Consider the following 25,190-nt stretch of genomic DNA (forward strand, 5'->3'; position numbering starts at 1 on the left):
GCATAGCAAGGCCGGGTCGGTTCGCAACTGAACAGGCCAGGCGGATTTGAGCGCAGGGATGCGGGCGACCAGATGGAAGAATCAGAGAAAACCGAATCCTCCGAGGGCGAGAAAGGCCGGATCAGGAAGCGCTCGTTCCTGCTCGAGGTCGATGCGTGGATTGATTCGACACTCTATGAATCCCGCTTCGCGGCAGCCGAATTCTGGGAAGAAATAATCATTTTCTTCAGGCGCTTCCGTGCCCGCGGGTTCAAGCGCTTTCTTGTCGAAATCCTCGGAGAAAGCGCGACGCTCGGTGCGGGCGGTCTGGTCGTCATGTTGATGCTCGCCTTGCCGGCTTCCGAGGAGATAGCGGGAAACTGGCGCGAACAGGACGAGTTCGCGGTCACCTTCCTCGACCGTTACGGCAATGAAATCGGCAAACGCGGCATCCTGCACTCCGACGCCGTTCCGATCGACGAGTTGCCGGATCACCTGATCAAGGCTGTTCTGGCGACGGAAGACCGGCGGTTTTTCGATCACTATGGCATCGATATCTTCGGCCTCGTTCGCGCAATGAGCGAGAACGTGCGCGCGAACACGGTTGTGCAGGGCGGCTCCACCATTACGCAGCAGCTCGCCAAAAACCTGTTCCTGACTCCGGAACAGTCGCTGGAGCGCAAGATCAAGGAAGCTTTCCTGGCTATGTGGCTGGAAGCCAACCTGTCGAAAGAGGAGATTCTGAAGCTCTATCTCGATCGCGCCTATATGGGCGGCGGCACTTTCGGCGTGGCTGCGGCCTCCGAGTTCTACTTCGGCAAAGACGTTCGCAACGTCAACCTTGCCGAAAGCGCCATGCTGGCAGGCCTGTTCAAGGCACCTGCGAACTACGCGCCGCACATCAACCTGCCGGCGGCCCGCGCCCGCGCCAACGAGGTCCTGACCAATATGGTTCAGGCCAGTTTCATGACCGAAGGCCAGGTGACCGGTGCCCGTCGCCACCCCGCTGACGCCGTCCTGCGCGATACGGCCGACAGTCCCGACTATTTCCTCGACTGGGCTTTCGAGGAAACCAAGAATTACATGATATCGAACCGGCTGCCGAACCGCTCTATCGTCGTGCGCACGACGCTCGACCGCGACCTGCAGCGCGCCTCCGAGGAAGCCGTCCAGTTCTTCCTTCGCCAAAACGGCAAACAGTACAACGTCTCGGAATCGGCGGTGGTGCTGATCGAGAACAACGGCGCGGTTCGCGCCATCGTCGGCGGGCGCGATTATGGCGAAAGCCAGTTCAACAGGGCCACGGCCGCGGAAAGACAAGCCGGATCGTCCTTCAAGCCCTATGTCTACGCGGCAGCGCTGGAAAACTCCGATCTTACGCCCGATAGCGTCGTGCGCGACGGGCCTGTCACCTGGCGTGGCTGGTCGCCGAAGAACTACGGCCGTTCTTTCCGCGGTAACGTGACGCTGGCCACCGCTCTCGCCAAGTCGATCAACACCGTGCCGGTACGTCTGGCGCGCGACTATCTGAAAGGCACCGATCAGATCGTCGAACTCACCCACCGGATGGGCATCACCTCGCCGATCATCAAGCACCACACCATGGTGCTCGGCACGTCCGGCATCACGGTGCTTGATCAGGCCACGGGTTACCTCGCATTTGCCTCGGGCGGATACGCTCATCGGCGCCACGCCTTCACCCAGATCATCAGCGTGGCCGGCGACGCGCTTTACAAGAAAGACGATACCGAATTCGTTGGCGACCGGATCTTGTCCGAAGAAACGACGCTTTACATGAACCAGATGCTGGCCAACGTGCCGAAATGGGGAACCGGGCGCCGTGCAGACCTCAAGATGACAACAGCCGCCGGCAAGACCGGCACGACGCAGTCCTATCGTGATGCGTGGTTCGTGGGCTACACGGGCAATTTCACGGCTGCGGTCTGGTACGGAAACGACAACTACATGCCGACAAACCGGCTCACTGGCGGCAGCCTGCCCGCGATGACATGGCAACGGATCATGGAATTTGCCCATACGGGTATCGAACTCAAAGCGATACCGGGCATTCCGCAGCCAGATAACGGGCAGCAGAAGGACACGTCGCAGGACGCGATTGCGGAAGCCGCGGAACAGGGAGCCCGGCCGCGCGTTCTGTCCGCGGCGATGTCAGGCTTCCTTAACCGGCTGGGCGAACGTCTCGAAAGCGCCAAACCGCTCAACGCCGACGACCTGACCGTAGCAAGCACCCGCCCGAAATAGTCCGGGTCATGCCGCGTTTACGATTGATTTCCTGACGCTTTCCGGCACAACACCGATATGATCCGAGAACTGTCCACTCTCCTGTTCAGCGTCGCGCTCGCGCTTGTGCTCGGCATTGGATCGGCCGTGTGGGCATCCGGGCAGATGGCGTTGCTCGGCGAATTGGAGATCAACGACTGGCGGGCCAGCTCAGGGATCGGCGCGAACAGCCCGGACCCGTATGTTCAGGCGTACTATTCACGCTCTGGCGGGTTGCCGCTTGCGAAAGCCGAAGGACTGGCGTTCGTACGCCAGACCGACGAGTCCGGCGATGGGCTGAACGCCCGCTGCACCTACATTATCGAAGGCGACACCCCCGGCGCACGCCTGTGGACGCTCTATGTTCTTCGCAACGATGCGCCAATGGATGCGCCGGAAGAGGCCATCCCGACCGCCCTTCATTCCGGTTCCATCCTGCGTTTCAGCGATGGCGATTTCGACATCCGGATCGCCCCTCTCCCACAACCGCGCAACTGGCTCTATGCCGGCGCCAGTGGACCGTTCGCATTGGTGCTCTCGCTCTACGACACGGCGATCGCGAGCGATACCGGCCTTTCGGAACTGCGCATGCCCGTGGTCAAAAAGCTTGGATGCACCAATGGGTAGGATCATCTATGCGACGCTGGTCGGACTGGTGGGGGCTGCGCTGGTGCACCTCGCCGTCATCCTCATGCTTCCGCAACTGTCGGAAAACGACGTGTGGCGGCAGGTCGAGACCCGTGTCGCGTTGAACGATCCAGTCCGCCTGGACCGTTATGGAGTGGAACTCGCGGCGGCTCGAACGCTCGATCCGATGTTCGCCGTCATTGCGTGCCGTTATGATCTCTCGGCAGGTATTTTCTCGATCACCGCTCCGGCGACGGGAGATTTCTGGTCCGTCGCGGTCTTCGATGATCTCGGCCGCATTCGCTTTTCCGCCAACGATCGGATTGTCGCGACGGAAAATCTCGACCTTGTGGTCGCGCAACCATTGCAGATGCGCATCCTTCGCCAGTCCCCTCGCCCGGAACTGGCCGACGCCGTCATGGCCGAGACGAACCGCAGCAGCGGCTTCGTTGTGCTGCGAATCTTCCGTCCGGACGAGACCTACGAACCTGTCGTGCGTGAGTTCATAGACCGCATCAACTGCAACACCACGCCGATCTAGACGTCGCTATTTTTTCGGCTTGCGTCTCTTTTTCGGGGCCTCGGGTAAATCCTCGCCATCGACGCGCTCATGCCACACGCCGGTGAAAACGATCACTTTGCCGAATACGCTGTCTCCATCCACCCGTCTGACCGTTTTCGGACGGCGGGCGGTACGCGGAGCGAATGATGGGAACGCGACAACCTGTGCCATGTTCTATTCCTCGCTCGCTGAATGCGATACATAAGCCCTGACATTTCATGGTTAACAACTTGCTAACGCTTTGGCCGTTACGCTGCTCTCGAAATGACACGGGAGCATTTGCCGGCCATGACGCAGACGATCGAAACCTCTGACTATTTCGACAATAACAAGATCGCCGTGGCGGCGGTTCGAGAATTCTGCGATGCGCCGAGACCGTCGAAATCCGACATGACGCGGCTGGTCGATCTGGTTCTGCCGCTCTTGCCCACGATCAGTGACGACAGCCGTCGCGAGATCGCCTCAATGCTCGCGATCAGCGAGCTTGCCCCGAAACCGTTGCTCCTCGCCCTTTGTGACTTTCCCGTTGCAATATGCTCGCCAATCCTCACGCGCAGCCACCTGCTCTCCGCTGCGGAATTGCTCGCTATTCTTTCGCAACGCGACATCGAACATGCGCGCGCCATCGCACGCCGAACCCGGCTTGAAACTCCGGTGGTCAATGCTTTACGCCACATGGAGAATGAGGGCATCGACCGGGCACTGGACCTGCGCCAGAGGCTCGACAACGCCATGCCGCGGGAGCAGGCGGAATCATTCGAGAAGTTTCGCAACGACCTGCGGGGCGATATCGCCTCACAGGCGCAACCTGTTATCGACGTTTCGATGGAGCAAATCATCGAGGCGGCGCATGACCCCAATCCGCGCGTTCTGCACACCGCTGTTGCCGACGCACTTGCGATCACGATGGTCAGCGCGGAGGGCCTGTGCAGCAACCCGACGTCGCGCAACCTTATCTACATGCTGCGCTTCGTAGGCGCTTCGCCGGAGGACGGTTTGAAGGTTTTTGCCGCGCTGTCTCCGGACCTGGCGGCGGATCCCGCGGTCGCGGACCGCTTCTCGACGGTCTTTAACGAAATCACGACCGAACAGGCTGTTCACAAGGTCTGGTCATGGCGAAGCGATGATCTCCTGGCCCTCGCCCGCGAAGCGCTGTCTGCCAATGATCCCGGCGAATCGCATCGAGACCATGCCGACATGTCGGGCACCAGCTTCATGAAGGTCGCCTGACGGGTTTCAGGCGATATCGAAGTAATCCGAGGCCTGCTTGCCGAAAAGGTCAAGCTCGACGACCCAGAAATCCGGGTCCATCCGAGCCTCGCGTGCGAACTTTTCCGCCAGTTCGTCGTCCGCAAGGCCCTCTCCGACGCGTTCGAAGAGCCGTCCGCCAACGAAAGGCCGATCATTGTCGGTAAACATGCTTTGCGGCGCCTGGGCATAAAGCGTTGTGCCGGCTCCGGGTCCTGCCGGAACGCAGATGAAGATCGCGCCTGCCTCGTCCGAACCATGACGGAGCACGGTGGCGAAGCCTCCGGCGCTGTTCACACTGCGTATCACCGCCGCCACGAAAATCGCGGAGGTCAAGCGGTTGGACATCAAATCTCCAGGCTATCCCGTGTCGACTACTTTATCAGACCGATCGCGCGCATCTTGTCGAGCAATGTACCGTCGATTTCCCCGGTGACGGGCAAATGAAACAGGGCCTGAAACTCACGAATGGCGACTTCCGTTTGTGTTCCCGATATTCCATCGACGGCAATATCGGTATTGCCGAAGGCACGCAGCGCGGCCTGGACTTTCACCACTTCCATCGACGGTATCTGCGCCGGAAGGGCGGCCTGACCACCGGCGCCACTGGTGTTCGCGATCAATTCGGCGACAATCGCTGATGCGTTAGGCGCGCGCGGCTCCGGCCGCGAATCCGGAATAGCCGCGGTGACGCCCAGATTGTTGCGCAGCGAAGTGATCAACTCGGCTTCGCTGAGTTCGATGCCGCGCAAACCCGCCTTGTCCTTGTAGGTCTCGATTGCGGCGCCGGTCATCGGCCCCATCAGTCCATCAACCGCACCATCATAGTATCCCATTTTGGCCAGCAATTCCTGGATGCCGGCCACCTGTGGGCTCTTGTCTTCCTGAGAAATGGACGGCCCATCGGACGACGGCCTGATCGCCGGCACCGGAGCGACCTCCGGAATGGCTTCACTGACCCTTTTCGGCATCGGCTCCGGCTCGGCGAAGCGTTTCGTGTCGGGTGCCTGCGGCAGGTTGACGGCCGTTTCCGCTTTCGGGGCTTCGGATTGCGGCAATTGCGTCTCGGCAACGGGCGCGGGCCTCGTCGCGAACAACGCAGCGGGATGACGTTGTTCCTGGAAGTAGACTGCATTGGCGGTGAAGAAGGTCATCGCGACGCACATAGCGGTCGCACCGCCCGCAAAGCCCGGATTTGCCGCGATCGTTTCGCCGAGAAAACCTGCCGTTCCACGAATGGCTGATAGAACCGTCATATCCTTACCCTGCAAGTCGTACTGCACTGCTGTTGACCTTGCGCCGCGCCTTGCCTGGCGCATCCAAGAAAACCTGCTCATCGCCGGCGTCGATCGAGGCGCATTCCTTGCCCACCGGGATGAACACCGTCACTTCGGTTCCCTCGCCGGCTTTGCTTTTTACGTCGAGCGACCCGCCGTGCAATTGCACAAGTCCGGTGACGACCGTAAGGCCGAGACCTGTCCCTTCGCAACTGCGCGTGTAGGCATTGTCGACTTGCGAAAATGGCGCGCCGATGACCGCAAGATCCGCGTCAGACATCCCGATACCGTCATCGGAAACGCGGAGCGCAAATCCGCCTTCGTCGCACTCGATCGTCATTCGCACAGTTCCGCCGGCTTCGGTGAACTTGATGGCGTTCGACAGGAGATTGATCGCAATCTGCTTCATGGCGCGTCTGTCCGCGTCTGCCTGAGCAACATCGCCAGAACTATCGAACTCGAGCGTAACGCCCTTCACGGCCGCCTGCGGTTGCAGCATGGCGGCGCATTCCTGCGCAACCATACCGAGATCGAACGTTTCACGGTGAATGGCATATGTCCCGGCGCTGATCTTGGAGACGTCGAGGATCGTGTTTACGACACCCAGAAGGTGCGAACCGGAACTGTGAATCAGGTTCACATATTCGCGCTGTCGGTCGTTGGCCAACGGACCGAACATGTCACGGCGCAGAATATCGGAGAATCCGATAATGGAGTTGAGCGGTGTCCGCAGTTCATGGCTGACCGTCGCGAGGAAACGCTTCTGCGCATCATTATCCGCAACGTCCGCTTCGGCGGCCTCTTCTTTCAGAACAAGCGCCACGAATTCACCCGTTGCAGCGAGATCCAGTCGCATGGACGAGAAGGATTGCGGTTCACCGGGCGACGCGAGGTCGACCCTCACGGTGATCGATCTGGGCATCCGGCTCTTTTCGGACACATCGGCGATCGCTTCCAGAAAGGCGATCCTGTCAGCAACGTGTACCTGATCGATAAACTGGCCGCGAACCGGAAACAGACCGGCTCGTTTCCCCGTCGCCGACCTTATCTTTCCACGACGGGTCAGTTCGATGCGCGTGTTTTGCGGCAACGTCTCTTCGGCTTCGGTGGGCGGCGACGCCATGAGCAAGCGCACGCGGCTCGCCGTGACGTATCGGCCGACAACCAGAAACAGGACAAATCCGTTGGCAAGTGCCAGTATCGGTGAAACCGCGACAAGCGTCCCGGCCAGAGCGCTCCAGCATGCGATTGCGAAGACACCAGCGCTCCAGGGCGTTCGTGAAATGCTCAACCACCCGAGAGCGAGAAACGGGATTGCGACATGTGCCAACGCGATCGCCGCGGCGGCGCCATATGTTCCCGGCAGACCAAAGCCGCTGAGCGCGATGCAAACCGGAGCGATGATGAATGCTGCGCCGGCAGCGAGTCCGACCAGTCGCTCGGCGACGAACGACAGGATTTCCGGTTCGCCATCCTCTGTCTGCCGACCGGCCGAAATCGACCGGCGCGCCATATCATGAAGCGCCTTGCCGTAAATTTCAGGAATGGTTCGCTGTAACGCCAACAATCGTACTCGCAACGCGGATGAGCGGCGATAATCGCCTCGGCCTCAAGATCGCAGCTAGCGTTTAATGAATGGATAAACGGCCGGGCCGCTCATCCCCTTTCCGGCACACAAATCGGTTTTGTCCGGCCTGAACGGCGAGGTTTTGACGGTATGGTTAACGCGCTGTGTAGAAGCCAATCGCTTGAATGAGCGGGATAATTTCAGGCTCTGTAAACTTTTAGCAAAACACGCCTAAAAACGATCATTCCGTGCATGCAATGCGCCAACGGCTGCCGGGCTAGATGTCGGTTAGGGACGAATGTGAAGGAACCAGGTTTGGCGGATTGAAAATGCGTTTTCTATTGAAAATGTTTGTCTTAGGCTTCATCGGACTGGCAATTTTGCCGGCCTTTGCGCCATCGGAATACCGCGACGCCTCGGCCAGCATCCAGAGCGATACTGCACCAACGCCTTCACCATACGACATCGCATCGCTGGTCGGTCAGGCAGCGGCGGATATACGTGGATTGTGCGACCGCCAGCCGGAGGTTTGCAGAATCGGTGGGGATCTCGTTTCCTATGCGAGTTCGAGGGCGCGTGAAGGACTGGATATCGCCTATGCGATGTTCCGCCATGGTCACCCGTCGATGAAGGAACCCGCTTCCGGGAAAGCGCCCGAAGCCGAATAAACCGGCGCCTCCCACCCTTGCCGGGTGTCCCTGTACCGACTAAGTAGCCTGCAGATCCGGGGATTTTCACCATCGCCGGTTGAACAGGAACTCTGCGCGGCCGATGCTACCTTCGCTCGAAACGATCACGGATGATTTCGCTTTCCTCGACGACTGGGAAGACAAGTACCGTTATGTCATCGAGATCGGAAAGAGCCTCCCCGACATGCCCGAGTCCGAGAAAACGGCTGCCAACAAGGTCAATGGATGTGTCAGCCAGGTGTGGCTTGCGACCTCGACCGGTGACGGAAACGATCCCGTGGTGACGTTCCGCGGTGATTCCGACGCTCATATCGTTCGCGGGCTTGTGGCGATCATGATTGCGGCGTTGTCGGGCAGAAAGGCATCGGAGATCGGTTCTTTCGATGCCGCGGAACTTCTGAAATCCCTGGGGCTTGAAGACAACCTCACACCGCAACGCTCCAACGGCTTGCGTGCCATGGTGGCGCGAATGAAGGAAGAAGCGCACGCTGCAACAAACGCGGCTTGACGCTTTCCGGAGCATTTCAGAGCCCGGTTGTCCTGCCCTAGCAGTTCAACGACGGGCGAAATCCATCGGATCCCCAGTGGAGAATTTTGCGCGAGCGCCGTTTCCGCGCCGATCCTGGATCGTAGTGAGCGTCCAAAAGCCCAAGCGCGGTTTTGAGCATCAGCTTCGCGGAGCGACGCGGCCAGTTTCTTTCGCGTTCGACCTGCTCCAGACCCTTCAAAAAACAGCAGACGTCCACGAGGGCGCCGCCAAGGTCAGGCCCGACGGCGGTCAACGCGGCGTTGACCCGATCGCGGGCGGCCATGACATGATCGGCCATCTCCACCGCTCTGGACTGCCCGCCCGTCCTTGCGACATGCGAAATATCCCAGGAAGCGGTGACTCTTGGTTGAAGCAATGCATGCTCGAAGTCACTCCGCAGCCTGTCGCCGGCCGCGAGTTCCGCCCCTTCGAACCATGCCCCGCCATCCGGGCGTTTGAGGCGCGCCAGCATCGCAAGGGGCGACTCCGCATCGTTGAGTGTGACTCGATGCGGATGTCCGTGAAATTGCACATGCGCCTCGCGGATTTGGCGGTGTTGACCAGCGACATCGCCCGACCGTTGCCGGCGCAGTGAAGCCTGCCCCGCATCTGTCAGCCTTACCTCTGCCAAGTCATCCCGGCGCGAGACGACGATACTCCCCGATCGCAGCATCGCTTCGATATCCGAACTCTCACATCGGACCGATCGACTGCCGGTAAATTCCAGCAACTTCATATCGGAACTGCCGGTATCTCTCAGAACCGCAGGAGACTTCTCGAGCATCTGCATGAAACGCAGGATCCGCCTCTCGGATTTTGCGTCAGGCATTCCGCTGCTCCGATCGGCAATTCAGCGAAAACGCAATCGTGACAAGATGTTCCACCCGGGAAACGATCACGTTGAAATCCTCGTCGTCACGCATGTCCTCGATCGTGTGACACGCATGGACAACCGTGCTCTTGTCGCGCCCGAACCCGGCGCCGACGGCCGACATCTTCAGTCCGAGCGTGACATGGGCGACATACATGCCGATCTGGCGGATTCGGGAAACCGGTTTCGACGTTCGTTTCGATGAGCGCAACTGGCGGCCGCTGACATTGAAGAACACTGCCAGCAGATCGATAATCCCGTCGCATATTTCCACCGCCTCGGCGGTTCCGACAGAATGGCCGAAGCCGAAATCGGCATCGTCATTACTTTCCCTGTCGATTTCCCCTGCTCCGCTTCGAGCGGGGCTGCTGCCGTCGTGAATTGAAACGCCTGCGAGAGTGTTCAGCATTCGCAAAATTCTCCGTAATAGGTTTTTATTCCTATATCGGATTGGCAAGCGTTGAATAAGTGGTTTTCCGGACTTTGTTCATACGCCCGGTTTTCCGGCCTCTATCGCCGGGTCCCGAAGGTTTTCACCAGGCACTTATCCAACAGATCACCGATGCGCCTACGGTCAGCACCGGTATCGATTGCAGGAGCGCGGCATTGAATTTAGAGCGAGACCGAAGCGGGAGCGCCCGAACCGCACGCATATATGCACTTGCGAGCAGGCCCACGCATTTGCTTCAACTTGCGCGTGCAAGCCAGTGTCGTCTTGCCGCCGCCTCGCCCGATGAGTTGCGCGACTGGATGGAAAGCATCACGATTGCGCTGCGACGCGAGCGGACCAAAAGCGCTTCCCGGCACTGGTCATACGATCTCAACCGCCACATCGCGCTAAAAGCAGCCCGGGACCGGGTGAGGTCAGAAATCGAAGCCAGGAAAACCTTACCCGGCAAAAAGAAAGCCGCGGACGAAGCCGCGGCCTTGAAAGATCGATTTCGGGTCAGGCTGTATCTAGCGCTTCGATCCGCGCTTGCGGCCAAGGCCCATCTCACGTGCAAGACGCGAACGCTGTGCGGCATATGCAGGAGCGACCATCGGATAGTCTGCCGGCAGGCTCCATTTCTCGCGATACTCTTCCGGCGTCATACCATAGTGGCTCATGAGATGGCGCTTCAGCGATTTGAACTTCTGGCCATCTTCAAGGCAAATGATGTAATCGTCGGTGACCGAACGCTTCGGATTGACGGCGGGACGCGGCTTTTCCTGAACTTCCTCAACAACGCCGCCAAGTGTCTTGCCGAGTGCTGTATGAATCTCCGAAATCAGTCCGGGCAGATCCGAGGCGGGAACAGGGTTATTGCTGACATAGGCAGATACGACGTCTGCGGTCAGTTCGGCCAAAAGGTCGTTTTGTCCCGAATTGTCTGTCATAGTTGTATTATCCTTTATTAACTTTCTACGCGCGCCGAGTTGTTGACCGCGTGCTGTATGGTTTCCATCCCAAACCGTACATGACACCTATCACAATAAATTGGAATGCAATAATTAAATTCGCCATTCTTTCAGCAACTAAAGGTTGTAAATGCTTTACTTTTTCGAATATTCTAACGCTATGGCTGTATAAAAGGGATTTAACTGTCTCTTTTCGATTCGCCCATTTCATCCAGCACCGAAGATTTTGCAAGTTCATAACCTACGACATAGGCTGCTTTAGCAAGCAAATGAGCCGAAATCGGTGCCGTCAGAAGAAAAAACGTAATACCCGCAAGTGCTCGCGTTACAGTTGCGGTATCACCCGCATGCACGGCAAGCGCAAGTAAAACCATACCCGATCCAAGCGTGCCAGCTTTCGACGCAGCGTGCATCTTCGAATATATATCAGGAAAACGCCATAGGCCAACTGCCGCAACGAATGCAAAGAAAGTACCTGCAAGTATTAGTAGTCCAGCTACGATATTGACGACTGTTTCCATGTCAGCCTGCTTTTTCGTTATCGGACGCAGTCGCGTCCGAATGGGGCTTCACGGTCGTGACCAGCCGTGGCCGATTTTCCTCGGTTTCCTCGATTCGCCCCCGCGCCATGATGAACCTGGCGAACGCAACGGTCGCGAGAAACCCGACCAGCCCGAGGGCGATCGCGATGTCGAGATAGAGGGTGTACCCCGTCTTGATGCCGAGCACCGCGATGAAGCCGATTGCCACCGCGACCAGCATATCGAGTGCGAGGACACGATCCGGCAGCGTCGGTCCATAAATGACCTTGACCACCGTCAGGAGAAACGTCACCGACAGAACTGCGAGCGCGACATGAACGGCGATGTCGAGAAAATCGGAGGCGATCATCAGCGGAATGCCTCCAGGATCTTGCGTTCGAATCCATCCGCAATGTCTTCACGGACTTGTTCTGGATCCGAACAGTCAAGCGCGTGGACAAAAAGGAAGCGCCTGTCATCCGAAACATCGACTGACAGCGTTCCCGGCGTCAGCGTAATCAAATTCGCCAGGAGCGTGATCTCGAAGTCGCGATCGACCTTCAGCGGATAGGCGAAGATACCGGGCTTCAGGTTCATGTTTGGCGTAAGGACGAGCTTGGCGACCCTGACGGACGACAGGACAAGCTCGTATATGAACAGCAGGATCAGCGAGAGGACGCGCCGCGCTCGGGAAAAATATCCCATCGAGCCGACCTGCTCGCGGATCAGCGACAGAGCCAGCGCGCCAAGTGCGAAGCCAAAAATCAGGTTGATCACGCTGAACGAACCGGTCACGGCCGCCCAGACGAACGCCATCAGGATATTTGCAAGATAGAGGTTCATTCCTGCGCCTCCCCTTCATCCGCCGACGGTTCTTCCACCATCGGCTCTTCAGCAGGAAACACCGCATCCACGTAACTGCCAGACGTCAGAAGCTCACTGGCGATCCGGTCGGTTACCCGGATGACGGGTTCGGGGTAGATACCGACCGCAACCGACAAGAGCGTAAGGGCAATCAGGGAACCGGCAACCGCGCGTCCGCCGTTAGTGGGCCTCGTCGTATCGGTGTCGTCAGTCTCCCGCGTGCTTTCGCGCCAGAATGCAAAAGCGAAAGTCCGCCCGACCGCGATTGTTGTCAGCAGCCCGGTGAGCAGGATGCTAAAAGCGAGCCACCACGCGCCTACGTCGAGCGAAGCCTTGACCAGAAACGCTTTCGGCCACAGGCCCGAGAACGGCGGCAATCCCGAAACCGAAAGAAACAGGATCAGTGCAATTGCGGCAAGCCAGGGGACTCGACTGTACAGCCCGCCCGCCTCGTTGAGCGCAAATCCGTTCATCCGCTCACCGATCATTCCCGCAAGGAAATACAGCGCCGTCATGACCACCATCGAATGGGCCGCATAGAAAACCGCGCCAGACAGTCCGGTCTGGCTGCCCAACGCAAGGCCCGCCAGCATCATGCCAATACCGGAAATGACGAGATAGCCGAGCAGACGCCGGATATCGTTCTGGGCCAGCGCTCCCATGGCGCCGAGCACCATCGTTGCGACGGCGACAATGGCGATCGTGCCTGCCAGAGCGTCGCGTTCAACGTCAAAGAGGGTCAGGAAGATGCGCAGCAGGGCATAGACGCCCACTTTCGTCAGCAGGCCCGCAAACAGACCAGACACGACGATCCGCGGTGTATGATAGGAAGCAGGCAACCAGAAATTGACCGGGAACGCCGCCGCCTTCATCGCAAAGGCGAACAGAAACAGCGCCGCAATGGTGAAAAGTGGTCCGGTGTCCCGCAGTCCTGCCGCCTTGCGCGAGATGTCGGCCATGTTGAGCGTGCCGAACATGCCGTACATGTAGGCCACGGCGAGCAGGAACAGCGTCGTCGCAATGAGGTTCAACAGCGCGTATTTCGTCGCACCGTCCAGCTGCTCGCGTTCCGATCCCAGCACGAGCAGGCCGAAGGATCCGATCAGCAGCACCTCGAACCAGACGTAGAGATTGAAAATATCGCCAGTCAGGAATGCGGCGGTCACGCCTGACAGCATCAGCAGAAGGAACGGATAGAAGCCGTAGCGCCGGCCGGTGCGGTCCACGTCCTCCAGCGCATAGACACCTCCTGCAAGGCCGACGATTCCAGCGACCAATGCAAACGTGGCACCCAGCATGTCGGCAACGAATGTAATACCGAAGGGCGGCAACCAGCGGCCCATCGTCATGACCACCGTGCCATTCTGCAAGACGTGCCAGAAGAGGCCAATATCGGCCAGCAGCATCAGGACCAGGCCACTGATCGCGATATAGGGCTGGCGATCGATGTTCTTGCGCGTCATCAAGCACAGCGCGCCGAATACGAAGCCGATCGCCAATGGCGCGACGACGAGATAGTCGGCCAGAGGCGGCGGTGTCAGCACCATCGCAGCTTCGAGATTGACATTATGGGCGGTTGAAGTGGCCATGAAGCTTTGGTCCGGAGTGTCAGTAGCCAAGCGGCGGCGCGGGTTCGTCGCGCGGTTCGGCGTCGCGCATCTCGTCCGTGTCGTCGGTGCCCAGTTCCTGGTAGCTGCGGAACACCAGTACCAGCAGGAACGCGAAGAACGAGAAGGAAATGACGATCGCGGTCAGCACCAGTGCCTGGGGCAACGGATTGGCGATCGCCTCAATCGGCATGACCGCGTCGTCGGGAATGATCGGCGGTATTTCGCGGGTGATCCGTCCCGTCGTGAAAATCGTCAGATTGACCGCGTTTCCGAGAATGGTGACGCCGAGCAGGATGCGGATGATATGCCGCGACAGCATCAGGTAGAACGACGTCGCAAAGAAGAGCCCGGTCAGGACCGCCATGGCCGTTTCCATCAGTCGCGCTCCCTTTCTTCCAGGGCAAGCGCGGTCGAGGTGATCGATCCGAAAACGACGAAATAGACCCCGATGTCGAAGATCAGCGGTGTCGACAATGCGAGTTCGACACCGAACAGCCGCGGATAGACCCACAATCCCGTCAGGAAGGGCACGCCGGAGAACAGCGACAGGATACCGGCAATCGCGGCCAACAGCAGGCCGAAGCCCGAGAGTGCCATGGGGTGAAAGCGGATTGCGCGGCGGACCGGCGAAACGCCGAAGGCGATGCCGTAGATCGCAAGCGCCGACGCCGCGATCAGGCCACCGATGAAACCGCCGCCGGGCTCGTTGTGGCCGCGAAGCAGCACGAACACCGAAAACAGGATCATGAGGCTCGAAAGGAACGGCGCGACGGTCCGGAAGATCAAAGTGCGCATGGTCAGCCTGCCTCCACTACCTTGTCGGACGGCGACGCGGGCGACTCCGTCGTCACCGGCGTCGACCGCTTCGGCACCACGCGGATGAGCGCAAGAATGGCAAGTCCCGACACCATCACCACCGCGATCTCGCCGAACGTGTCTATGCCGCGGAAGTCGACCAGGATCACGTTCACGATGTTACGACCATGGGCGATCTGCAGCGAATAGGTGTTGAAGAACTCCGTCAGCGTCGCATCGAAGGGCACCTGCAGGACACGTAGCAGCAGCAATGTCAGAGCGCCGCCCAATGCCAGGGCGATCGCCCCGTCGAGGACTGTCTGGGTTGCGGATCGATGGTCCTGTGGAGACAACCGGAGCCGCGTCATCGCCAGCGCGAGAATGACGACTGACAGGGTTTCAACCATGAACTGGGTGAAGGACAGGTCGGGAGCGCCCATAAGCATGAAGAAAACGGCAACCGCGAAGCCCTGAATGCCGAGCGAGACGATCGCGGTCAGGCGGTCCTTGGCCCATATCACCGCGAAAAGCCCCATCACTGCGATGAGGAACAGAAGCCATTCGTAGAAGAACAGCTGCGGGAACGCAGGCACCAACGGCCAGTCGCCCGCGATAGCCATCGGCACGAAGATCGATGCGGCGAGGAGAACAAAACTCGCTGTGATGTAAAATTCCAGCCGTCCGTTCTGCACCAGACGCGTAACCGCCACCGACAGCTTCACGATACCCCGTATTGCCTGGTCGAAACCGCGATCCGGGCCCCATCCGATCGCCAGCAGGAGGCTCTCCATGCCGGCGCGCAAACGCCCGAGCGACAGGTATAGCACTACGCCAAGCGCGACCGTGAGCAGCGACAGATAGAGCGGCACTCCGATATGGGGGATCACGGTGATGGTGATATCGGCTTCATGGCCGCTGACGGCACTGGCCATCGGGCTCGAAAAGCGTGCGTGGAACCATCCGGAAAAGATGGCGGAGGAGAGGCTGCACAAGGCGAGTATCGCGGGCCCCACCCAGAGCAAGATTGGCCCTTCATGCGCGTGTTTCGGCGTGTCGACTTTCGGACCCAGGAAAGGTTTCAAAGCGACCGCGAAACCGATCACGAACATCAGCGCGTTGCCGGTAATCGCGACGATCGTAAAAAGAATCGACCACGCGTCGCCATGCGCCAGTCCGTAATAAATCTCCTCCTTCGCGAGGAAGCCGACAAATGGCGGCAAGCCACCCATCGACAGGGCCGCGAACAGCGCCGCGGCGAAGGTGATCGGCATCGCGCTGGCAAGACCGCCGAGCCTCGTGATATCGCGTGTGCCGGCCTCGTGATCGACATTGCCGGCGACCATGAAAAGCCCGCCCTTGAACATCGAATGGGCGATCAGATACAGCACTGCGCCCTCGATCGCCTTCTCGTTGCCGAAGCCGGTCAGCATGACGAGAATGCCAAGCGAGGCCATGGTCGTGTAGGCCAGCATCAGCTTGAGATCGGTTTGGCGCGCGGCCAGAAGCGTACCAGCGATCAGCGTAAAACCGCCGAATATCGGCAGCACCGTTTCCCACGCCACCGTCTCGCCCATCACCGGGTTCAGTCGCATCAGCAGATAGACGCCGGCCTTCACCATGGTAGCGGAATGCAGGTAAGCGGAAACGGGCGTCGGCGCTTCCATGGCGTTGGGCAACCAGAAATGGAACGGGAACTGCGCCGATTTCGTGAACGCCCCGCCGAGCACCAGCAGAAAAGCAGCGATAAAGAAGGGGCTTTCTCGCAGCAGATCGCCGGAGGAAAGAAGCAGCGAAAGCTCGCTCAGACCCGTGATGTTCCAGATAACCAGCAAGCCCGCGAGCAAAGAAAGCCCGCCGAGACCGGTTACGACCAGCGCCTGAATCGCCGAACGGCGAGACTTTTCTTCCGCGTGATTGAAGCCAATCAGGAGGAATGACGTAATCGAGGTCAGTTCCCAGAAAACGAACAGCATCAGGAACGAGTCCGACAGGACAAGCCCCTGCATCGACCCCATGAACATGAGGATGAACGAGAAGAACCGTCCCTGGTGCTTATGCCCCTTCAGGTAGCCGCCGGAATACAGAACGACCAACGTTCCGATCCCGGTGATCAACAGCGCGAATGTCAGTGACAGGCCGTCGATCAGCCAGGAGAAATTCACGTTGAAGGACGGGATCCAGGAATAGCCGCCCGTAATACGCTCGCCCTGCGACACGCCTTCGGCGAAGCCGAAAAAATGCCAGAACAGAAGCGCCGGAACCACCGCGAGTATCCATGCCGCATTGTGCTTGAAAACGCGGGTCAACACCGGCGCGAACAACGCGGCGATGAACGGGGCAAGAAGCGCGTAGAACGTCATGTCAGGCTACGCACCCCAGTACTATTTCAGGAAAAGGCAAGTCGATATGTGCATGCTGACCGGACCTAGGTCGGTTCTCACCAAATCTCAAGAGGTTGCGGGGAAAACCCGCAGTTTTCGAACAGTTATGGGCCCTCGCCCACATTTCCAGCACGCAAAACCAATCACTGCCGCTTCGATCAAGGCCGTGATGGCAGGCTTTCCCAACGGGCTAGCGCAATTCGCGCCCGCTCTCGCAAGCCATCCTCGTCGAGATCATCCGGCCCGCGTAGCGACGCATCATCGCAAAATGCGTCAACATCATAGAACAGCTGATCGACCGCATGGCGGATCGAATGGCCGCTGTCTCTCGCGCGTCGGAAATTTTCCAGAAACCGGGCCTCGAAATCCCGACCGTTGATGTGGCCGAGAACAAATGTCTCAATCAACTGCCTGAGATGATCGTCGGGCGCATTGCGGTTTGGCGTCAATCCCCTCTCCCCGCCGACAAGTGCCTATCCATTGCTCTGCATGGCATCGATATAACTGGCATCGATCGCCTTCGCGGCTTGGTATGCCGGTCTCGCCCTCAGCCGGTCGGCATAAGCGATGAATTCCGCGCGCTCTGGAAGGGTCTTGAACATCATACCCCAATCCACCTGCGAACCGACATAGATATCGGCGGCAGTAAAGCGGTCGCCGCATATGAAGTCCCGGTCTTTGAGCATTCCGGCCAGCACATCGACGACGAGATCGAAATTTCCGAAACCGAGCCGGCCCTGCGCCCTCGCATCGAGCCCTTCATCCCACTTGAAAGAGTGCGCGATGATCGCCTGTTCGACCGGGCCCGCCGCAAAGAAACTCCAGCGGAAATAAGCCGCCTTTTCGGCCAGCGTAATCGGCTGAAGACCCGCTTCGGGACACGCTTCGGCGAGATAGAGACAGATCGCGGACGCTTCTGTGACGACATTCCCCTCATGCACGATGGCGGGGACCTTTCCCATCGGATTGATACGACGGTAATCGCCCTTCATCTCCGCGCCGTAACCGAGAATATGTTCCTCGTAATCCGCGCCGGCTTCATGCAGAGCCCACCGCGCTATCTGCCCGCGGCTCATCGGATTGGTATAGAATTGAATTTTCGCGGACATGCGCCCCTCCGTTCGCCTGCTTTATCGGCTGTGTTCGGGGCGAATGAGACCGGAGAAGGCATCGCAGCGCAACGCCATTCTCCTTGGGCAAGCATCACTCCTGTCAATTCGGACGCATATATTTCATATACACCCAACCGGTCTTCCACTGGCCGTTGTTGGCAGGGTCGTGCCAGACCTCGCACCATTTGTAGCGGACTGCCTGACGCTTCTGCCAATCCGGCAAATGAGCGATATCATCGAGCATCAATCCACCCTTGCACCGGCCGGTGAGCGACAGCACCGTACCGTTCGGATAGGCGCTCTGCTTCTGGGAATAGGATGCCGGCCAGCGGCGAACGTTGAGAAGGTCGCCCCAGGAGACATTGGTCACCTCCCAGGCATGGAACACCGACGCCCCGACCGGGGCGGTGACGGCTGTTGCGGTGATGAGCGCTGCGAGCGCGACGGGGATCATTTTCAGTTTCATGGCTTCCTCCGGGCTTGAACAGGGGACTGCAATCGATACATCTGATCTAGCTCCCTCTCGCTGAACCGGTCCTTATCCTGCCGTTCAGCTCCCGTTCATTCCGTGCAGATGCGCACAACTGGAGGCCCGATGTCCCGTTCCTTTGGCACCTTGCCGCAAGCGCCCGCCGCCCAAAAAAGTCCCGTAGAGGACGAACGGCACGGGATCACGAGACAGGACGAATACGCCTGGCTGCGTGCGGACAACTGGCAGGACGTCTTCAAGGAGACATCCGTCCTGGACCCGGAAATCCGTGCTCACCTGGAAGCCGAAAACGCCTACCAGGACGCCCTGATGGCGGATACCAAAGATCTCCAGAAGGTCCTGTTCGAGGAGATGAAGGGGCGCATCAAGGAAGACGACTCGACGGTCCCCGCGCCGGACGGCCCCTGGGCTTACGGCTCCTCATTTCGCAAAGGCGGGCAGCAGCCCCTTTTCGAGCGTATGCCGCGCGGCAAGACGGCGCCAGAGGACAAGACCATCATTCTCGACGGTGACGCCGAGGCGGAAGGCAAGGCGTATTTTCGGATCGCCTCGTGTGACCATTCCTCTGATCACTCGAAGCTCTTGTGGGGTTTCGACGACAAGGGATCGGAATTCTTCCGGCTACGGGTTCGCGATCTCGACACGCTCGAAGACCTTAACGACGATGTCGCCGACTCCAGTGGTGGCGGCGTCTGGGATGCGGCCGGCAACGGATTTCTTTATTCGAAGCTCGACGCCAACCACCGGCCATCCAAGCTCTATTACCATCGCGTCGGCACCAATCAGACAGACGACACTCTCGTCTACGAAGAGCCGGATGCGGGCTTTTTCATGGGCGCGGGCGGAAGTCGGCTCGATGATTTCGTCTTCGTCAGTTCCTACGACCACGAAACAAGCGAAGTCCGCCTGATCCGCGCGGACGACCCGCTCGGCGGGGCTGTCATGGTGGCGCAACGCGAGACCGGGGTCGAATACGAACTGGAGTCGGGCGGCGATGTGTTCTTCATCCTGACCAACGCCGACGGAGCCAAGGATTTCAAGATCATGACGGCGCCGGTCGATGCGCCGCAGAAGGAAAACTGGACCGAGCTTGTGCCGCACAAGCCAGGACGTCTGATCCTCGCCGTGCAGGCTTACAAGGGCTATCTCGTCTGGATCGAGCGTGAGAACGGCCTGCCGCGCATCGTCATTCGCGACCGCACAAGCGGCGAAGAGCATGCCATCGACTTCGAGGAGGAAGCCTACTCGCTGGGGCTGGCAGGCAGCCTTGAATACGACACGACCGTCATCCGCTTCACCTACTCCTCGATGACGACGCCTGCCCAGGTCTACGACTACGACATGGGCACCCGTGAACGGGTTCTCCTGAAAACTCAGGAGGTTCCGTCTGGCCACGACCCCGAGGATTACGTCACGCGCCGCGTCAACGCCCCTTCGCATGACGGTGAACTGGTGCCGGTGACCCTTCTCTACCGGAAGGACACGAAGCTCGACGGCTCCGCGCCCTGCCTGCTTTATGGCTACGGCTCCTATGGCATCGCCATTCCCGCATCCTTCAACACCAATTGCCTTTCCTTGGTCGATCGCGGGTTCGTCTACGCGATCGCGCATATCCGGGGCGGCAAAGACAAGGGCTTCGCCTGGTACGAGAACGGCAAGCGCGCGCTCAAGCAGAATACATTCAAGGATTTCATCGCCGCAGCCCGCTATCTCGCGAAGGAGGGATTCACATCCGCGGACCGGATCGTCGCGCAGGGTGGATCCGCCGGGGGCATGCTGATGGGTGCGGTCACCAACATGGCGCCGGACGCTTTCGGCGGCATCATCGCGGAAGTGGCCTTCGTCGACGTTCTGAACACCATGCTGGACGATACCTTGCCGCTCACCCCGCCCGAATGGCCGGAATGGGGAAACCCGATCGAGTCCGCCGACGATTACCGCACGATCGCGGATTATTCGCCTTACGACAACGTGACCGCTCTACCCTATCCGCCCGTGCTCGCCGTCGCAGGGTTGACCGATCCGCGCGTGACCTACTGGGAACCGGCGAAATGGATTTCCAGGCTGCGGGACCATTCCACCAGCGGCGAGCCGCTGTTGTTGAAAACGAACATGGACTCCGGCCATGGCGGGGCGTCGGGACGTTTCTCGCGCCTGGAAGAAATCGCGTTTTCCTACGCCTTCGCGCTCAAAGTGGTTGGCAAGGCCTGAGGTTTCTCGCGCGGCTCGGGTCAGCCAGAGCAGATTGCAGTCCCGTCAGGCAAGCGGGACTGGGATCGCGGAAAGACCTGCAGGACGCGCTATTGCGCGCCCTCGACAGCGGGGATTGCCTTCAGATAGGCGGCAATGGCGTCCCTGTCCTCGGCGGGAAGCTTGGCCATGTTCTCCTGGACATCGACCATGGAACCGCCGACGGAATCGAACTCCGGCGTGAACCCGCTTTCGAGATAGTAAGCGATATCCGCCTCTGACCAGTCGCCGATGGTTCCGCCGGGGGTGATGTTGGGGATACGTCCCTCACCGTCCGGATTGGGCGCTCCGCCGAGCCACGCGCTCTTGTTCAGCCCACCAGCGAAGTCGCGTGGCGTATGGCATTCGCCACAATGGCCGAGCGCTTCGACCAGATACTGGCCACGCACGAGTTTTTCGTCGCTTTCGTCCAGCGGAACAATCGGTGCGTTGCCGGCATAGAGCAGCTTCCACATGCCGACGCCACGGCGGATATTGAACGGGAAACCCATACGGTGCGGACCGGGATCATTTTCAACGGCGGGTAGCGTCTGCATGAACGCCCACAGGTCCGCGACGTCACCGGATTTCATTCGCGAATACGATGTCCACGGAAAGGAAGGGTAATAATGTCCACCGTCCGGCGACACCCCTCTCAGCATCGCGTTTGCGAAGTCCTCACGCGACCATGAACCGATGCCGGTCGCAGGGTCCGTCGATATATTGGGAACGACAAAGTCCCCGAAATCGCTGGCGAGGACATGCCCTCCGCCGAGTTTCAGCTTGTCATCGCCTTCGGCGTCGTCGGCAGCGTGGCAGGATGCACAGCCCCCGGCCCAGAAGACCAGTTCGCCGCGCTCGGCGTCGCCTTCCGGCATCTGCGCCAGGACATCGGCTGGCAATGTCTGCGGTATCGTCAGGACATAGAATGCAAGCCCGCCCGCGACCGCGGCGAGTGCGACAATCAGGGCGAGCTTGCGAATCATCGAAATCAACGAGTCTGGTAACCTTCGTGGCAGCTCCGGCACGTGCCGAGGATCGGACCGACGGCGGCCTGGAATGCCTCAAGATCGGCGGGGCCCTCTCTGCCGGACGCTTCCATCGCGGCCGCTGCGGCAGTCTTGAACTTGTCCAGTTCGGCCTTGAACCCGTCCGGATCTTCCCAGATCTTCGCCGACGCCCTGGTATCCGCTCCCATGTCGCTTCCCTCGGGGAAATAGTCGCCAAATGCTTCGGCGGAGGCATGGAACGCGGCGATAGCGGCTTTACCGACTGCCGGACTGTAGTCGATTTCCTTCTTCATCATGCCGGCAGATGCTCCTGCGGCGGCCCCGTTGGACTGCATCAGGGATTTGCGCACCGCAATGGGATCGTCCGCGGCAAATGCCGTGGCTGTCGTGGCCGCGATAAGGGAAAAGGCAAAAATCGTCTTCTTCACGTAAATCCTCCTGGGATGGTTGGCTCGCAGATTAGAAACGAAGACTGCGACATTTGTTTTATCGGATGGAGTCACGGTTTCGTGAATTCGGGCAATTTGGCTGCGACACAGTGTCAATCATCACGAAACACGGCTCCGGACCACGTCCGGAGCCGTTGAAGATTGAGGGGATTGGTCGATCGCGTCAGGCGGTCGCCGCCTCATACATCTCGAGCACATAATCCCAGTTGATCAGGCTATCGACGAAGGCTTCGAGGTACTTCGGCCGCGCATTGCGATAGTCGATATAGTAGGAATGCTCCCACACATCGACGCCGAGGATCGGCGCTGCGCCGTGAACCAGCGGGTTCTCGCCGTTCGGCGTCTTCATGATCTCCAGCTTGCCGTCCTTGACGGCGATCCATGCCCAACCGGAACCGAACTGACCGACACCGGCTGCGATGAAGTCAGCCTTGAACTTGTCATAGCCGCCAAGGTCGCTGTCGACAGCGCTCTGCAGCTTGCCGGGAAGCGACGTTCCGCCGCCGTCCTTCTTCATCCATTTCCAGAAATGGACGTGGTTGTAGTGCTGGGCAGCATTGTTGAAGAGGCCCGGGTTCTTACCATGAGACTGCTTGACGATCTCCTCGAGCGACAATCCGTCCATGCCGGCTTCGGCGGCGAGATCGTTGCCTTTGTCGACATAGGCCTTGTGGTGCTTGTCGTGGTGATATTCGAGCGTCTCCTTGGACATGAAGGGCTGCAGCGCTTCGTAGTCGTAGGGAAGGTCGGGAAGCGTGAAGGCCATTGGGGATCTCCTTGTTTCAAACGAATTCGTATCCAAATCGGCAGGGGCGGATCACTCCGTCGACTGTCACTCAGACACATAGAATTCCGGCACGGCGACCGCAATAATGGAAGCGGGTTTTTTCCCGCACCTAAGAGTGCGCCCACTCCCAGTACAATTCGCGTGCCTTGGTTGCCACGGGACCGGGCTGCAATTCCCGGTCCTCTATTCTGATAATCGGTACGACCTTGGAATGGTTCCCTGTCGAGAAGATTTCATCGGCATCCATGAAGTCGGCGACCGTCAGTGTTTTCTCGACGGTGGAGAAGCCATACTGCGCCAACAGGTCGATGGTCCGCGAACGGGTAATGCCCGACAGGAAGGTTCCGTTCGGCGCGGGTGTGAAGACCTGCGCGTCCTTCACCATGAAGATGTTAGATGCGCCGGTTTCCGCGACATTGCCGAGCATGTCGAGAACCAGGCAGTTGTCGAAGCCGCGGCTCTTGGCCTCCAATATCGCACGCCCGTTGTTCGGGTAGAGGCAGCCCGCCTTGGCATTTGTTGGCATCGTCTCGATGGTCGGCCGGCGAAACGGCGACAAAGTTACGGAAAAACCGGCGGGCGGAAGCATCGGTGCTTCGTGAAGGCACAGGCAAAACCGGGTCGACTCGGGATCGGCCGGTACCGACATGTAGCCACCATGTTCCGCCCAGTACATCGGCCGGATATAGACAGCGGTCTTGCCGTCGAACTTCTTCAGCCCTTCATGGGTCAGCCCGACAATCTCCTCGGCGGTCATGGTCGGCTTGAGGCCCAGTGCCCAGGCGGAGGCGTTGACCCGCTCGGCGTGCCGGTCGAGATCCGGCGAAACGCCCTCGAACCACCGTGCCCCGTCGAAAACGGAGGAACCGAGCCACATGGCATGGGTGCGCGGCCCGATGATCGGCACATTGCCTTCATGCCAGTCGCCATCGACATAGGTCCATGTCGCGGATTGCGCCTTCGTATCGACCGCCATTTTCGCCTCCGGATTCTCCAAACGCGAGCAGGCAAACCGGATTTCCACGATGAGGTCAATCACTTGCGCGTTCATTAGGGCATTACGCCGCTATTGACCCCCCTTCCCGATTTGCCCAAAGTCGTCGCAACCCGGATTGGTACTATGCAGTTCAAGACTTACGTTTTCGACGCCTACGGCACCCTTTTCGACGTCCATTCGGCAGTCCGGAAATACGCCGACACCCTTGGCCCCGATGGGCAGCGGCTTTCGGAGATCTGGCGCACCAAGCAACTCGAATATTCCTGGATCCGCACGCTGATGGGGTCCTACACGGATTTCTGGCGCCTCACCGAGGAAGCCCTCGACTACGCTTTCGGTGTAGTGCCCGGTGTCGATAAATCCTGCCGCGACAAACTGCTGGAAGCCTATTGGACGCTCGACTGCTATCCCGAAGTGCCGGAAATCCTCGCAAAACTTCGCGAGAGCGGAGCACATGTCGCGATCCTCTCGAACGGCTCATCCGACATGCTCGCGGCCGCCGTGGAGTCGGCTCATCTGGGCGGACTTTTCGATGCCGTCCTGTCGGTCGATGCGATCAAGACCTTCAAGACCGCGCCGGATGTCTACCGCATGGTCACTGACACCTTCGCTATTGCGCCCGCCGAGGTTTCTTTCCAGTCATCGAACCGATGGGATATCGCGGGCGCGCACAAGTTCGGCTTCCACACCGTCTGGATCAACCGCGCGGGATTACCCAACGAGTATCAGAACTACGGGCCAGCGCGGGAAATCGGAAATTTGACCGAGCTCTGAGCCTCTTTAATGTGTTGCGGTGCTGCAACGGTGCGGATGGTATCGCATCCAGCTGCGCATAAACTCACGTTTCTCCGTCATTTTCCGCTCTGATGTTTTGACGAATACGGGTATCTGGATGACATCGCCCTGCCCGCTTCGCAT

Annotated in this window: 29 protein-coding genes; 8 read left to right on the forward strand and 21 right to left on the reverse strand. The window is 59.3% G+C overall.

What is annotated here, in order from left to right; all coding sequences use genetic code 11:
* Window positions 1-72 precede the first annotated feature (72 nt).
* The 3 genes from LC343_RS10825 to LC343_RS10835 are packed head-to-tail and all read left to right on the forward strand — an operon-like array spanning window position 73 to window position 3,427.
* Window positions 73-2,241: a transglycosylase domain-containing protein gene (locus tag LC343_RS10825; protein WP_223477123.1), complete on the forward strand. Its 2,169-nt coding sequence runs from the start codon at window positions 73-75 to the stop codon at window positions 2,239-2,241.
* Window positions 2,242-2,298: 57 nt separating this feature from the next.
* Entirely contained in the window at window positions 2,299-2,886 is a 588-nt protein-coding gene (locus LC343_RS10830; protein WP_223477124.1) for a DUF1214 domain-containing protein, read from the forward strand.
* Window positions 2,879-3,427: a DUF1254 domain-containing protein gene (locus LC343_RS10835; protein WP_223477125.1), complete on the forward strand. Its 549-nt coding sequence runs from the start codon at window positions 2,879-2,881 to the stop codon at window positions 3,425-3,427. Before LC343_RS10830 ends, LC343_RS10835 begins: the two co-directional genes overlap by 8 nt.
* 6 nt (window positions 3,428-3,433) lie before the next feature.
* On the opposite strand, the gene LC343_RS10840 is transcribed toward LC343_RS10835, so the two are convergent.
* Entirely contained in the window at window positions 3,434-3,619 is a 186-nt protein-coding gene (locus LC343_RS10840) for a hypothetical protein (RefSeq protein WP_223477126.1), read from the reverse strand.
* 117 nt (window positions 3,620-3,736) lie between these two features.
* On the opposite strand from LC343_RS10840, the gene LC343_RS10845 reads away from it, so the two are divergent.
* A complete protein-coding gene (locus LC343_RS10845) occupies window positions 3,737-4,678 on the forward strand; it encodes a hypothetical protein (RefSeq protein WP_223477127.1) in 942 nt (313 codons plus the stop codon).
* A gap of 6 nt (window positions 4,679-4,684) precedes the next feature.
* Here LC343_RS10845 and LC343_RS10850 read toward each other — a convergent pair whose 3' ends face one another.
* From LC343_RS10850 to LC343_RS10860, 3 genes are read right to left on the reverse strand one after another with little or no spacing between them, the layout of a single operon-like run.
* A complete protein-coding gene (locus tag LC343_RS10850; protein ID WP_223477128.1) occupies window positions 4,685-5,044 on the reverse strand; it encodes a DUF1491 family protein in 360 nt (119 codons plus the stop codon).
* A gap of 26 nt (window positions 5,045-5,070) precedes the next feature.
* On the reverse strand, window positions 5,071-5,952 hold the full coding sequence (locus LC343_RS10855; protein WP_223477129.1) for a peptidoglycan-binding domain-containing protein: 882 nt from the start codon (window positions 5,950-5,952) through the stop codon (window positions 5,071-5,073).
* A 4-nt stretch (window positions 5,953-5,956) separates the two neighbouring features.
* Window positions 5,957-7,486 carry a sensor histidine kinase gene (locus tag LC343_RS10860; protein WP_223477130.1) on the reverse strand — a complete coding sequence of 510 codons (1,530 nt, stop codon included), beginning with the start codon at window positions 7,484-7,486 and terminating at the stop codon, window positions 5,957-5,959.
* 383 nt (window positions 7,487-7,869) lie between these two features.
* On the opposite strand from LC343_RS10860, the gene LC343_RS10865 reads away from it, so the two are divergent.
* Together LC343_RS10865 and LC343_RS10870 are read left to right on the forward strand one after the other, a co-directional pair.
* A complete protein-coding gene (locus tag LC343_RS10865; RefSeq protein ID WP_223477131.1) occupies window positions 7,870-8,208 on the forward strand; it encodes a DUF5330 domain-containing protein in 339 nt (112 codons plus the stop codon).
* Window positions 8,209-8,311: 103 nt separating this feature from the next.
* Window positions 8,312-8,737, forward strand: a complete 426-nt coding sequence (locus LC343_RS10870) for a SufE family protein (protein ID WP_223477132.1) — start codon at window positions 8,312-8,314, stop codon at window positions 8,735-8,737.
* A 37-nt stretch (window positions 8,738-8,774) separates the two neighbouring features.
* Here LC343_RS10870 and LC343_RS10875 read toward each other — a convergent pair whose 3' ends face one another.
* The 13 genes from LC343_RS10875 to LC343_RS10935 all read right to left on the reverse strand — a co-directional run bounded on the left by LC343_RS10875 (window position 8,775) and on the right by LC343_RS10935 (window position 18,776).
* Window positions 8,775-9,587 (reverse strand): DUF6456 domain-containing protein, encoded by an 813-nt coding sequence (locus LC343_RS10875; RefSeq protein WP_223477133.1) that lies wholly within the window; start codon window positions 9,585-9,587, stop codon window positions 8,775-8,777.
* On the reverse strand, window positions 9,580-10,038 hold the full coding sequence (locus tag LC343_RS10880) for a helix-turn-helix domain-containing protein (RefSeq protein WP_223477134.1): 459 nt from the start codon (window positions 10,036-10,038) through the stop codon (window positions 9,580-9,582). The genes LC343_RS10875 and LC343_RS10880 overlap by 8 nt, the downstream gene beginning before the upstream one ends.
* A 548-nt stretch (window positions 10,039-10,586) precedes the next feature.
* Window positions 10,587-11,006, reverse strand: a complete 420-nt coding sequence (locus LC343_RS10885; RefSeq protein ID WP_223477135.1) for a Ros/MucR family transcriptional regulator — start codon at window positions 11,004-11,006, stop codon at window positions 10,587-10,589.
* Between the two features lie 200 nt (window positions 11,007-11,206).
* A complete protein-coding gene (mnhG, locus tag LC343_RS10890) occupies window positions 11,207-11,548 on the reverse strand; it encodes a monovalent cation/H(+) antiporter subunit G (RefSeq protein ID WP_223477136.1) in 342 nt (113 codons plus the stop codon).
* Between the two features lies 1 nt (window position 11,549).
* A complete protein-coding gene (locus tag LC343_RS10895) occupies window positions 11,550-11,918 on the reverse strand; it encodes a cation:proton antiporter (protein ID WP_223477137.1) in 369 nt (122 codons plus the stop codon).
* Window positions 11,918-12,391: a Na+/H+ antiporter subunit E gene (locus LC343_RS10900; protein WP_223477138.1), complete on the reverse strand. Its 474-nt coding sequence runs from the start codon at window positions 12,389-12,391 to the stop codon at window positions 11,918-11,920. The genes LC343_RS10895 and LC343_RS10900 overlap by 1 nt, the downstream gene beginning before the upstream one ends.
* A complete protein-coding gene (locus LC343_RS10905; RefSeq protein ID WP_223477139.1) occupies window positions 12,388-14,001 on the reverse strand; it encodes a Na+/H+ antiporter subunit D in 1,614 nt (537 codons plus the stop codon). The genes LC343_RS10900 and LC343_RS10905 overlap by 4 nt, the downstream gene beginning before the upstream one ends.
* Before the next feature lie 19 nt (window positions 14,002-14,020).
* Window positions 14,021-14,398: a Na+/H+ antiporter subunit C gene (locus LC343_RS10910; RefSeq protein ID WP_223477140.1), complete on the reverse strand. Its 378-nt coding sequence runs from the start codon at window positions 14,396-14,398 to the stop codon at window positions 14,021-14,023.
* Window positions 14,398-14,817 (reverse strand): Na+/H+ antiporter subunit B, encoded by a 420-nt coding sequence (locus LC343_RS10915; protein WP_223477141.1) that lies wholly within the window; start codon window positions 14,815-14,817, stop codon window positions 14,398-14,400. The genes LC343_RS10910 and LC343_RS10915 overlap by 1 nt, the downstream gene beginning before the upstream one ends.
* Window positions 14,818-14,819: 2 nt before the next feature.
* Window positions 14,820-17,177 carry a putative monovalent cation/H+ antiporter subunit A gene (locus LC343_RS10920; protein WP_223477142.1) on the reverse strand — a complete coding sequence of 786 codons (2,358 nt, stop codon included), beginning with the start codon at window positions 17,175-17,177 and terminating at the stop codon, window positions 14,820-14,822.
* 179 nt (window positions 17,178-17,356) lie between these two features.
* A complete protein-coding gene (locus LC343_RS10925; RefSeq protein WP_223477143.1) occupies window positions 17,357-17,647 on the reverse strand; it encodes a colicin immunity domain-containing protein in 291 nt (96 codons plus the stop codon).
* Window positions 17,648-17,671: 24 nt separating this feature from the next.
* Window positions 17,672-18,307 carry a glutathione S-transferase family protein gene (locus LC343_RS10930; protein WP_223477144.1) on the reverse strand — a complete coding sequence of 212 codons (636 nt, stop codon included), beginning with the start codon at window positions 18,305-18,307 and terminating at the stop codon, window positions 17,672-17,674.
* 103 nt (window positions 18,308-18,410) lie between these two features.
* Window positions 18,411-18,776 carry an SH3 domain-containing protein gene (locus tag LC343_RS10935; RefSeq protein ID WP_223477145.1) on the reverse strand — a complete coding sequence of 122 codons (366 nt, stop codon included), beginning with the start codon at window positions 18,774-18,776 and terminating at the stop codon, window positions 18,411-18,413.
* A 129-nt stretch (window positions 18,777-18,905) separates the two neighbouring features.
* On the opposite strand from LC343_RS10935, the gene LC343_RS10940 reads away from it, so the two are divergent.
* Window positions 18,906-21,011 carry a S9 family peptidase gene (locus LC343_RS10940; RefSeq protein ID WP_223477146.1) on the forward strand — a complete coding sequence of 702 codons (2,106 nt, stop codon included), beginning with the start codon at window positions 18,906-18,908 and terminating at the stop codon, window positions 21,009-21,011.
* An 89-nt stretch (window positions 21,012-21,100) separates the two neighbouring features.
* On the opposite strand, the gene LC343_RS10945 is transcribed toward LC343_RS10940, so the two are convergent.
* The 4 genes from LC343_RS10945 to LC343_RS10960 all read right to left on the reverse strand — a co-directional run bounded on the left by LC343_RS10945 (window position 21,101) and on the right by LC343_RS10960 (window position 24,251).
* The gene (locus LC343_RS10945) at window positions 21,101-22,015 is read right to left on the reverse strand and encodes a cytochrome c (RefSeq protein WP_223477291.1); all 915 of its coding nucleotides are present in this window, start codon (window positions 22,013-22,015) and stop codon (window positions 21,101-21,103) included.
* 5 nt (window positions 22,016-22,020) lie between these two features.
* Window positions 22,021-22,467, reverse strand: a complete 447-nt coding sequence (locus tag LC343_RS10950; protein WP_223477147.1) for a c-type cytochrome — start codon at window positions 22,465-22,467, stop codon at window positions 22,021-22,023.
* Between the two features lie 184 nt (window positions 22,468-22,651).
* Window positions 22,652-23,254, reverse strand: a complete 603-nt coding sequence (locus LC343_RS10955) for a superoxide dismutase (protein ID WP_223477148.1) — start codon at window positions 23,252-23,254, stop codon at window positions 22,652-22,654.
* Between the two features lie 130 nt (window positions 23,255-23,384).
* Entirely contained in the window at window positions 23,385-24,251 is an 867-nt protein-coding gene (locus LC343_RS10960) for a branched-chain amino acid aminotransferase (RefSeq protein ID WP_223477149.1), read from the reverse strand.
* A 144-nt stretch (window positions 24,252-24,395) separates the two neighbouring features.
* Here LC343_RS10960 and LC343_RS10965 point away from each other — a divergent pair, with 144 nt between their 5' ends.
* Window positions 24,396-25,046, forward strand: coding sequence for a haloacid dehalogenase type II (locus tag LC343_RS10965; protein WP_223477150.1), 651 nt, complete (start codon window positions 24,396-24,398; stop codon window positions 25,044-25,046).
* The last annotated feature ends 144 nt before the right edge of the window (window positions 25,047-25,190 follow it).

Source organism: Oricola indica, from assembly GCF_019966595.1.
GTDB classification, from domain to species: domain Bacteria; phylum Pseudomonadota; class Alphaproteobacteria; order Rhizobiales; family Rhizobiaceae; genus Oricola; species Oricola indica.